This window comes from Phaeobacter italicus, assembly GCF_019801785.1.
Taxonomy (GTDB): domain Bacteria; phylum Pseudomonadota; class Alphaproteobacteria; order Rhodobacterales; family Rhodobacteraceae; genus Phaeobacter; species Phaeobacter italicus.
This window is the reverse complement of sequence record NZ_JAHVIJ010000013.1, coordinates 1-10,237: the sequence shown is the minus strand read 5'-3', so window position 1 is coordinate 10,237 and position 10,237 is coordinate 1. Positions and strand designations below refer to the sequence as shown.

Sequence of the window (10,237 nt, the reverse complement as noted above, 5' to 3'; positions counted from 1 at the left end):
CATGAGATCGGGCAGAAGGCGATCAGCGAGGGCTGGGCGCCGGAACTGCATGTCTGGCTGAAGGGCAACCGCCAGTGGCCGGGTGCCTGGACGCTGAGCAAGATCCGCGAGAGCGCCGATGATGGCATGCGGCGGCTGCGGGACATCGAGAGCCGTCTGGCGCGGGTAGGGGAGGTGAGCCGGGAAGAGGAGCAATTCCGCCAGAAGCGCCGGGCTGCGATCCGCGCCTGCGAGGACATGGTTGCATCATGAGCATGATGGGCAGGATAGAGGCAATGCAAATAGACTGGTACGCCGTGAAGCTGAAGGGGCGCCAAAATGGCGGGCGTCGGGAAACGGTGCTTGGTGTCGAGTTTGAAACCTATCGGGCGCGCAATGGCCGGATGGTGCGGCGCAAGGTGAAGGGCTCAGGCCAGCGGGTGTTTGTGCCGGAGCTGGTGCTGCAGAAAGCGGGGTTTGAGGTGTTCCTGCCGCTGAAACGGGAATGGCAGCGGATCAGTCGCTTTCGCCCGGAAAAGGAACTGCGGTCGCGTCCCGCCATGGAGGGTTGGCTGTTCGTCGGTTGGCCTGCGGGTCAAGCCCGGTTCCATGAGCTGATGGCTCTGGATGTGGTTGCGGGAGTGATGGGGGCAGGGGGGCAGCCTGTTCGGATCTCTGACGCCAAGGTACGGTTTCTGATGCGCAAGTTTGGTGGTGGCCGCAAGCGCCGCAGGAGCTCAGATGTCGACCAACCCCAGTTCGCTGCGGGGGATCTTGTTCGGGTTGAGGCCGGACCTCTGGAAGGGCAGCAGTTTGCTCTTCTGGATGTGGCCGGCGGCTCTGCTCGGGCGGTCATGACCCTGCTGGGCAAGGATGTTGAGGTTGAGCTAGAGCAGGAATTTCTGGCCGCTGCCCAATGAGTTAGGTGTAAAGTTGCATGGCTTATTGTTAAGCGCAGAGCGGTGTTAAGCCGAGGCACTTAACACCGAGGCAAGTGAACCGGCAGGATCATCCGAACAGACTGCGTGAACCAGCACTCGCCAACGGGCAATACGGCAGACTGCGGTCTCTGTAAAGCCTCACCAAGACATTCCAGAGCTGATGAAGAGAAAAAGGGACCGTACCACGGTCCCTTTCCATGCGGGTGGGAAACCCCCCGAGGGTTCGGCAGTCTGACCCGCTTTGCAAAGCCTTAACACTTCAAGCCTCACTTAACAAAACGGCTTAACACTTCGATTTGAAGTTTGGCCGGATGGGATGGAGAAAGTTTGGAAATAGTGGCCAGTCAGGCCAGCGGGGAGTGAACCGCAGATACCGCCAGTTGCAAAGTCAGAGTGGCTTGGCCGGGAATGGACCTTCGGCGCACGCCAATGTTTCAGCCGTTGGAGCTCGCTAAGCGGTAATTCGGCGCACGTACGGAATTAGGCGGCGATCCAGCTCACACAGCGCTAACAATGCCGACTTGTGCAAGCTCGACCATTGCTCACGCAGCATCAGTTCGCAGGCGATATATGTCTATGGTTGAAACGCAGCAAGCGCCGACAGAGCGGTCATTGAGGGGGCTTCGAGAATTTGAAGCGAAACATGAAACGCCGTCGCTTAACGCGCCGGTTCGGAAGTCGCGAACAGCCGTGAGACACTCGGCAAGACCCTCGATAATTCAACCGGCTCGACCATCGGTTGAACCTGCATGGCACCGGTCTGGGTGATCAGGGCCTGCCCATCCAGCAGATGGCCCATGTGGCACCCGGCATGTGGCTCAGGGCACGCGACACGCTCCATCGTATTTGCGACATGGCTGAGGAAGAGGGCGTGACATTCACGCTAGAAAACCTCAACCTGCGTGAACATCCCGGCTGTCCGTTCAATTCAACGGTTGATGTCTTTTCGCTCGTTGCGGCCGTTGATCGCCCGCAACTGCGTATTAATCTCGATCTCTACCACACCCAGATCGGCGAAGGAGACGTGATCCGCCACGCCAAGGCCTGCCAGCCGTGAATCGGCGAAGTGCAGGTTGCCGATAATCCCGGCTGCTGCGAACCGGGGACTGGTGAGATGAACTGGCCGATGATCGCGCGGGCACTTGCGGACATGGGCTATGATGGGCCCGTTGGCATGGAAGCCTTCGCAAAAGACAAGCCGGAAGATGCTCTGGAAGCCTTCCGCGCGGCATTCACTCTATAGCCCTCTTTTCGGAATGACCCATACAATGATCAAAGTCGGGCTCCTGGCCGCATTGTTGGAGTACACGCCACTGCCATCAACTCGATTCCGAACAGCGCACTGGCCACGGTTTCGGACCACATCCCGGAGAACCCTAAAAAACTGGCAGCGCAACGCGGATCAACCGCGAGTAGCACGGATAGAATTATTGCTGATCCCGTGATGGACGTTGTTCTGATCGCGACCTCGGCCGACACACGTTCAGACCTGTTCGAACAGGTCACACAAGCGGGCAAGGCTGTATTTTGAAAAAACAGTGACGTTGTCGCTCGCGCGCGAGAGAGAGCCTGAGCTCGGGCCTCATAGCTAATAGACGACGAGTGCCACAAGGGCCATGGCTGAGAGGAAGACCTCCGGTCATCTACCGTGCGATCAAGGACACTTTCAATTGCCCTTTGCTCGCGATACCTCGTGGTATTGGCACAAGCAGTCTTGGGTCAAAGACAATCGAAACTTCTTGGCCCATCTTTGTCTTGCGCGATCCTTTGTAAGAGGGCTTGGAACTGCGTTAGTGTCTTGATTGCGTCATCACCCTGAATGGAAAATAGAATTTCGGAGGAAACTTGGCCCTCTAAGTCAGTTCTGCCGCGTAGTGAAAGTTGCTCACGAGAAGCATCCCATGCCAGTTCGATCGGGCCTATTATGTTGTAAGTTAGGGGCGCCACTCCATCAGACATTCGACAACCACTCCTATCATTTTGCTTTATTGAACGCTTTCAGCAAACCTCAAGCGTTCAATAAAGAGGTATGATATCGGATAGGTTGCTTTTGTCCAGAATCTGATCAATCCAGACGTGTTGGCTCGCGGGGGATCGTGTCTTATGCGAGGTCGGATTGTTTGGGCGCTGTATGGTCGAAAGCTGAATCAATTGTTCGAAGCGCGGTTCTGAAGGCTTCAGCTAGCGCATCTACGTTTGAGGCCTTGTCGGCATCCATAATTGCAATGAGCTCCTGCGACTCGCTGAACAAGTCTTGCACTTCTTCGTACAAATTCTGGTGCCAATCAGTGCCGGGTGCGTTTTTTCCAAGTTCGCGAATCACGTAGACTAGGGTTTCATACAAGAATGTTGCTGTGATGCTGGCATGGGCGGTGGGAACGTGGTTGGTAGTTCGATTGCGGGCCATTTCCAAAGTCCTCAAAACTATGACCTCCTGCCGTTGGGAGGTGTGTTACTATTTATCTACACTTGTCGAATCTGAACTCTGTCAGTCGGGGCTGCAAAGCTTTGTGCTTTGTTGGCGGCCGGATGGTTGCGAGCCGCGTGTACAAAATCAAGCCAAAACGTAATCTATAAGGGCTCTTTTCTGGTTCGATGGAGAGATAACTTTGACGATAGAGTTGAGACCATGAGCTAGTGGGCAAGTATCCTGTGGAGTTGGGGGGAGGGGCGCCATGTCGAATGTGGCCACTCCGGCTACCTCTATATCCGCCGGTGCGCATTTGATGCACTGCCACATCATGTCCTGCAGCGAGGAATGAATTCTTCATGGCGAAAGGCGAGGTTGAGTGACCGCAGGTGCTGCTTGCACCAGACGGAAATCATATAATTTATCTCAATGGTGCTATTTCACTATCAGTTCACACTTTGATTTTAGCGTTAGACCGGTTCGAAAACGGAGTGGGATATGAAGGTCGAAGCGCTTTTGCTAGCGAAGCAGTCTACCGCGGTCAAAGGCGTTAGTCCTGACTTCACGTTAAAACAAACCGCGCAGTTACTGCTTGAGCACAAGCTCGGTGCGTTGGTCGTGACAGACGGTGACGATAGGTTGATCGGGATTATCTCAGAACGAGATCTGATACCTGTCGTCGCGAGTTCCGATCCTGAAGCAGGCAACCGGCGGGTTTCCGAAGTCATGACACGCGCTGTCGTTTCCTGCTGTTCCGAGGACGAGGTGGCCTATGTACTCCGTTTGATGAACGAAAACTCTTTCCGGCATATGCCTGTTCTTAGAAATGGGAAGCTAGTGGGCATTCTTAGTATTCGCGAACTCACGAAGGCGTATGAACTTCTGCAGATCGAGGCGAATACCGACCCTCTGACTCAAGTTTCGAACCGGCGGCCATTTCTCAAGACACTGGAAACCAATTTTGAGAATGCTCTGGAAATCGGCCTGCCGTTGTCTGTCGCGATGTTAGATGTCGACCACTTTAAGCTCATCAATGACAGCTACGGTCACGACGCAGGTGACAAAGTTCTGCAAGAGTTATCAAGAATGCTGATACGTGAGTTTCGGACTGTGGACCTTGTTGGGAGGCTTGGGGGCGAGGAGTTCGCACTCGTGTTTCCTGAAACAGATTTGGCGGGCGCGTTTATCGCCTGCGAGCGTTTGCGAAAGAGCGTGGAACAACAGGTAATTCATGCTCATGGCCACAAGATTCGCCTCACCGTCAGCATTGGCCTGACTGAAATCGCTGGCGGTTTCGTGAATGGTGCTTCCCTTCTCAAACGGGCAGATGAGTTGCTCTACTCAGCGAAGAGCGGTGGCAGAAATCAAGTGGTCTCGGAAGAGAAAGAAAAAAGAAGAGAGCTATCTATTATTGGAGTGTACTAATGCCAAATAGGCAAGACGAAAAAGCAAAGGGATGTGGTAACGAGTATAAGTTTTTTGGTGTCAGGCCGCCAGTCGTCAGCGAATTTGTTTTGTACGGGATTGCAATCCCGGGGCTTACTTTAGCGCTTTTCGGAGGACTAGTAGGAAACTGGGTTTTGGAGCGGCATCCTCTGGTTCTGTTCATCATTGTCTCTGTGGGCGGGCTTCTTGGGTTTGGGGTCGGTGTCATCAAGTCCAGAATGTATCAGAGATCTCTTGAGGCAGTCGCTATTGGATTGCTCCCGCCTAAATGCGCCTGTCACGATGAAGACGTAGCTGAGACATGAAGATAAGCACAGGCGCGCGCATGGCAGTTCGGTATTTTGACTTTGTTTAGTTTTTCAAACCGGGTGCTAGCCCTGAACTTCTGGCACTTACCTGGACTGTGAACCGCTGTCTGCTGATCATAAGCAAAGAGCAGACAATTGGCATTGTGAATGAACATCGGACCGTGATGGGCGTGCCGAAAGCAAGGCATCCACCGCCGAGCAGGGCATTGCATTACAGTGTCGAGAGGTGGGATGTGATCCTCTACAAGCCGGGAGAGAAGCATCGCGGTATCGATGTTTCGAATGCCCGGCGGCTGAAGGTGCGGCAGACCGAGAAGGCCAAGCCAAAGCAGATGCTGGAGGAGCAAATGCTGCGCCCGATCTAAACGCCTTAAAGGGGTCCGACTGGCACGATCTGAGTTCTGACTTTATGCGCGGGTTTACTCTACGCAGGTAGCTGGAATACTGCACGTTTGTTTTGAGCTCAGCCCGTGAATTCAACTTTCTCACTGAGTGCGCTCGTACCACTGATTTTGTCGCGTACGCATTGTCCTCAACTTTGCAAGTCGGCGCAGCATGCGGGCATTCGAATATCGTGCAGCGAACTTTCGTTGGGTGATCCGCAAGACGCGGGACGGAGCGCCAAATCGCCGCGGTTTCCCCAATGACCGAATAAGGCAAAGGCCAAGGTGAATTTATCGACTATCGATCTCATTGACCAAGATCAGCGCGCAAAGCTCAAGGACATCGCTTGCCCATGAGCTTTGCGATATCCAATTGGTTGATCAAGAAGTCCATGAAACATCTGACTTTCGGAGTTAGCACATTCGACTTTGGGTAGATCAGCCAAAGAACGGATTGGTCGTGTAAGCGCCAGTCTGATAGTACACGGACCAAACGTCCCGCCTCAATATCTTGCGCGACGCTCCAGAGCGAGTTTACTGATATCCCCATTCCCGCCAGTGTCGCCAACCGTTGGGAAGTTCCGTCATCAAGGATCGTGCGGCACATCATTTTTGTCGGATCCAGAACGGCCGTTTGACCATCGGCATGGATGATTTGGCGTGGAGTAGCGCTCGACCATGACAGGAAACGATGGGCCTCAAGATCATCAGGCGTCATTGGTCGTCCTGAATGCTCTAGGTAAGCAGGGGATGCGCACAAAATGCGCGTGTCATCTGCCAATTTTCGCCCCATGAGGCTGCTGTCTTCGAGTGGCGCGCTGCGCAGGGCTAGATCGAAACTGCCTTCGATGATGTCCTGCCGAGTGTCAGACAGCCGCAAGTCGATGGTGATATCAGGATAGATTGTCTGAAAATCCTGCAAGAGTGGAATGATATGCAGTTGTGCGAAGCTGCTGGGGGCCGCGAAACGCAATACGCCGCTCGGGCGCAACGCGCCTGCGCCCACTGCAGCGCGCCCCGCTTCCACTTGGGCGAGAACCTCTCGCGCATAGGGCAAGAACGCCGCACCCTCCTGGCTGATCGAGATCTTGCGCGTTGTGCGATGCAAAAGCTCCGTACCCAGTTCCCGCTCCAGCTTTGCAAGGCGGTTACTGGCCATAGCAGGCGCAAGGCCAAGGTCGCGACCAGCTGCGGTGATGTTCAGCCGTTCGGCGGCGGCGACGAAAAGGCGAAGGGAGTCTGTATCCATGCGCCCCAATTATATCAGGAATACGAATTCTGAAACAATATATAGAGTATTTTTATAATTTTTTGTGGTGATATTTCATGTCCAACAACGCAGCACTCTGGAGCATTGAACATGAAATCTATCGGCTATACACAAAACGGCCCCATCGACGGCGCGGGTGCACTGAGCGAGTTTGATCTGGATAGGCCAACTCTTGGCTCGCGCGATATTCTGGTTGAGGTCAGGGGCATCTCGGTCAATCCCGTCGACGTCAAATTGCGCGAAGCGCGTGCCCCCGAAGGCGGTAAAGGCATTCTGGGATATGACGCGGCAGGCACGGTTGTCGAAATCGGCTCCGAGGTCAAAGGCTACGCGGTCGGCGACGAGGTGTTCTACGCAGGTGATGTGACCCGCGACGGCACCAATTCGGAATTCCACGCGGTTGACGAACGCATTGTCGGCAAGAAACCTGCGTCGCTGGATTTTGTCGAAAGCGCGGGCTTGCCGCTGACGTCGATCACCGCCTGGGAAATGCTGTTTGACAGCTTCCGTTTGGCGGAAGGTGGAGGCGAGGGGCAAAGCCTTTTGGTAATCGGGGGCGCGGGCGGCGTCGGCTCGATCCTGATCCAGCTTGCCAAGACGCTTACCAACCTGACAGTTATCGCAACGGCATCGCGCCCCGAGACCGAAGATTGGGTGCGCAAGATGGGCGCCGATCATGTGGTCAATCACCGCGGCGATCTGGCGGAGCAAGTCAATGATCTTGGCCTCACACCAACCCATGTTGCCGCACTGACAGCAACGGACCAGCATTGGCCCGCCATCATTGATTTGATCGCGCCGCGCGGCCACATCTCGCTCATCGACGATCCTGCAAACCTGGATATCTCACCCGCCAAACCAAAGGCGCTGACGATCTCTTGGGAATTCATGTTCACCCGTTCGATGTTCGCCACTGGCGACATCACCGCGCAGCGTGATCTGTTGAACCGCGTGTCGCAGATGATCGATTCAGGCACACTTCAATCCACAGTCACTGAACGCGCCGAGACGTTGACGGTGGACACGCTGACCGAGGCGCATAAGCGTCAAGAAAGCGGTCGCGTCATCGGCAAACAGGTCCTGCCCGGGCTGTCCTTTTGATCAAAGCGACCGACCCTCAACAGGAAAACCCAAATGGCTTATTATTCTGTTCTCGACGCAACCCCCCACCGACGATGCGTGGTTTCCCGACTACCTGACGACTGCCAATGAGCGTGTCGTAACGCACGGCGGCAAGTACATCGCGCGCGCCGCAAGCCACGAGCAGGTGGAAGGCGAAACGCAAGAAGCAGGTCTGCGCATCATTATCGAATGGCCGTCCAAGGAAGCCGCGCAGGCATTCATGGCCGATGAGGCTTATTCCCCCCACCTTGCTGCACGCACTGCCGGTTCGGTCTGCCACCACTACCTAATCGAGGGCTAAGACGACCTGGCCTAAAACGTCCGCGCCGTCCTTCACGAGGGGCCGCGCATTTTGACGGAGAGCCCCCATGCGCGACGACACCCTTACCCCATTCGAGCAAATCAACCGCGGCTACAACACGACGTTTCAAAACGGTCGGTTGAGTGTCGGGCTTGTGGTCCCGATCGCGCAATACGCAAGCAGCCCCGTGCCGGATATGGCCGACCATCTGACCCGTGTTCAGCAGGCCGAAAAGCTTGGCTTCAAGGCCGTCTGGTTGCGTGATGTGCCTTTCATCGTCTCCAGCTTTGGCGATGCTGGGCAGTTTGTTGATCCCTTCGCTTATCTTGGCTATCCGGTCGCGACGACAACCGATATTGCCTTGGGCGTTGCCAGTATCGTTCTGCCGCTGCGCCACCTCGCCTATGTGGCCCAGGCCGCGGCGACTGCCGATGTTCTGTCAAGCGGGCGGCTGATCCTTGGGGTGGCCTCTGGCGATTGCCCGGAAGAATACCCAGCCATCAACCGCGATTTCGACGCGCGCGGCGACGCGTTCCGCGAAAGCTTTGACTACATTCGCGCCATGAACGCACCTGCCACGCAGAGTGCCAATCGGTTCGGCAAGGTTGGCCCATCCATCGAGATGTTGCCCAAACCGGCGAGGGTGAAACTGCCAATGCTGATCACAGGATCAAGCCGCCAGTCGCCGGATTGGATTGCGCAACATGGTGACGGCTGGATGATCTATCCCCGCCCTGGAGTGGCGCAGGATCGCGTGTTGCAGGAGTGGCGATCGCAGCTGGCTGCACTGGGCCAGGTGCCGAAGCCGGTCCTACAACCGCTCTACATTGACCTTGCCGAAGACCCCGATGCAACGCCCAGCTCCATTCACCTCGGGTTTCGGTCTGGCCACCGCCCACTTTGCAATATCTCCGACAGCTCGAGCATATCGGTGTGCACCATGTCGCACTCAATCTGCGATTTAGTGCTGCACCTGTCGAGCAAACCTTGGAGGACTTGGCCGAATATGTCCTACCCGCTTTCAAATAAGGTATGACCATGACAAAAACGATCCTCATTACCGGAGCGACCGATGGCCTTGGCCGCGCAACCGCAATTGCCTTGGCGGCTCTGGGGCATAGAGTAATAGCACATGGCCGAAACGCCGAGAAATTGGCCAAGCTGAAGGCCGAAATCGGTGCGAATGCATCCACTGTTCAGGCCGATATGTCCGACTTGGCGCAGGTGGCAAAGCTGGGGCGCGGCCTTTTGCAGCGCCACGACAACATCGATGTGGTGATCAACAACGCAGGTGTCTTCAAGCTGTCGCAGCCGCGCATAAGCAATGGCATGGACGTGCGTTTTGTCGTCAACACCTTTGCGCCAGCGCTTTTGTCCAACCTCCTGCTGCCGAATATGCCAAAGGATGGCCGCTTGGTGCATTTGTCGTCGGCGGCTCAAGAGCCAGTGGATGTGGACGCTTTGGCTGGCAAACGACAACTACAAGACATGGAGGCTTACGCACAAAGCAAGCTCGCCCTGACGATGTGGAGCCAGGACTTTGCAGCGCAACACCCCGAAGGGCCGATTTCGGTCGCTGTAAATCCCGGCTCGCTCCTTGCGACTAAGATGGTGCGCGAAGGGTTCGGAACATCCGGCAACGACCTGAATGTCGGTGTCGATATACTTATCCGCGCGGCCCTATCAGATGAATTTGCAGCCGCGTCGGGAAAATACTTCGACAATGATAGTGGGCAATTTGCGCAGCCCCATCCCGATGCCACCAATGCCCTGAAGGTCGCGCGCGTAGTTGATGTTATAAAAGCAGAGATTGGCGACTAGTCAGATCAACAGTTTATCTTTCCTCATCCATCCGACGAAAGCGTAGCGTAACGTTATCTTGGATTGGGCTAGGGTCAGGATTCATAACCAATAGATGACGAGAGCCGCGAGCGCGATGGCCGAGAGAAACACCTTGGGGCAGCGGTCATAACGGGTCGCGACACGCCTCCAATCCTTAAGCCTACCGAACATGATCTCGATCCGGTTGCGACGCTTGTATCTGCGCTTGTCGTATTTGACCGGCGCCTTGCGTTTC

11 protein-coding genes and 2 pseudogenes are annotated in these 10,237 nt (G+C 55.5%); 10 read left to right on the top strand and 3 right to left on the bottom strand.

Annotated features, from left to right (window positions below):
• The 4 genes and pseudogenes from KUV39_RS18625 to KUV39_RS18810 form a co-directional block, all read left to right on the top strand.
• Positions 1-252: pseudogene (locus KUV39_RS18625) on the top strand (hypothetical protein); the annotation flags it as partial.
• A 23-nt stretch (positions 253-275) separates the two neighbouring features.
• The gene (nusG, locus tag KUV39_RS18620; protein WP_244998471.1) at positions 276-899 is read left to right on the top strand and encodes a transcription termination/antitermination protein NusG; all 624 of its coding nucleotides are present in this window, start codon (positions 276-278) and stop codon (positions 897-899) included.
• A gap of 811 nt (positions 900-1,710) precedes the next feature.
• Positions 1,711-2,163, top strand: a pseudogene (locus KUV39_RS18615) (TIM barrel protein).
• A 51-nt stretch (positions 2,164-2,214) separates the two neighbouring features.
• Positions 2,215-2,451: a Gfo/Idh/MocA family oxidoreductase gene (locus tag KUV39_RS18810; RefSeq protein ID WP_222460643.1), complete on the top strand. Its 237-nt coding sequence runs from the start codon at positions 2,215-2,217 to the stop codon at positions 2,449-2,451.
• A gap of 570 nt (positions 2,452-3,021) precedes the next feature.
• Here KUV39_RS18810 and KUV39_RS18605 read toward each other — a convergent pair.
• A complete protein-coding gene (locus KUV39_RS18605) occupies positions 3,022-3,327 on the bottom strand; it encodes a hypothetical protein (protein WP_037302286.1) in 306 nt (101 codons plus the stop codon).
• 501 nt (positions 3,328-3,828) lie between these two features.
• Here KUV39_RS18605 and KUV39_RS18600 point away from each other — a divergent pair.
• Together KUV39_RS18600 and KUV39_RS18760 are read left to right on the top strand one after the other, a co-directional pair.
• Complete coding sequence (locus KUV39_RS18600) at positions 3,829-4,755, top strand: diguanylate cyclase (protein ID WP_222460640.1); 927 nt, start codon at positions 3,829-3,831, stop codon at positions 4,753-4,755.
• A gap of 562 nt (positions 4,756-5,317) precedes the next feature.
• Positions 5,318-5,449, top strand: a complete 132-nt coding sequence (locus KUV39_RS18760) for a hypothetical protein (protein ID WP_272877491.1) — start codon at positions 5,318-5,320, stop codon at positions 5,447-5,449.
• A gap of 352 nt (positions 5,450-5,801) precedes the next feature.
• Here KUV39_RS18760 and KUV39_RS18595 read toward each other — a convergent pair whose 3' ends face one another.
• Positions 5,802-6,716, bottom strand: coding sequence for a LysR family transcriptional regulator (locus KUV39_RS18595; protein ID WP_222460639.1), 915 nt, complete (start codon positions 6,714-6,716; stop codon positions 5,802-5,804).
• A gap of 111 nt (positions 6,717-6,827) precedes the next feature.
• Between KUV39_RS18595 and KUV39_RS18590 the strand changes: the two genes are divergently transcribed.
• The 4 genes from KUV39_RS18590 to KUV39_RS18575 all read left to right on the top strand — a co-directional run bounded on the left by KUV39_RS18590 (position 6,828) and on the right by KUV39_RS18575 (position 9,981).
• Entirely contained in the window at positions 6,828-7,838 is a 1,011-nt protein-coding gene (locus KUV39_RS18590) for a zinc-binding alcohol dehydrogenase family protein (protein WP_222460638.1), read from the top strand.
• A complete protein-coding gene (locus KUV39_RS18770; RefSeq protein ID WP_336512839.1) occupies positions 7,777-8,160 on the top strand; it encodes a DUF1330 domain-containing protein in 384 nt (127 codons plus the stop codon). The genes KUV39_RS18590 and KUV39_RS18770 overlap by 62 nt, the downstream gene beginning before the upstream one ends.
• 67 nt (positions 8,161-8,227) lie before the next feature.
• Entirely contained in the window at positions 8,228-9,196 is a 969-nt protein-coding gene (locus tag KUV39_RS18580; RefSeq protein ID WP_244998470.1) for a TIGR03571 family LLM class oxidoreductase, read from the top strand.
• A 2-nt stretch (positions 9,197-9,198) separates the two neighbouring features.
• Entirely contained in the window at positions 9,199-9,981 is a 783-nt protein-coding gene (locus tag KUV39_RS18575) for an SDR family NAD(P)-dependent oxidoreductase (RefSeq protein WP_222460637.1), read from the top strand.
• Between the two features lie 81 nt (positions 9,982-10,062).
• Here the strand turns inward: KUV39_RS18575 and KUV39_RS18570 are convergent.
• Positions 10,063-10,237, bottom strand: a 175-nt coding sequence (locus KUV39_RS18570; protein ID WP_222460642.1) for a transposase, incomplete at its 5' end; no start/stop codon positions are given.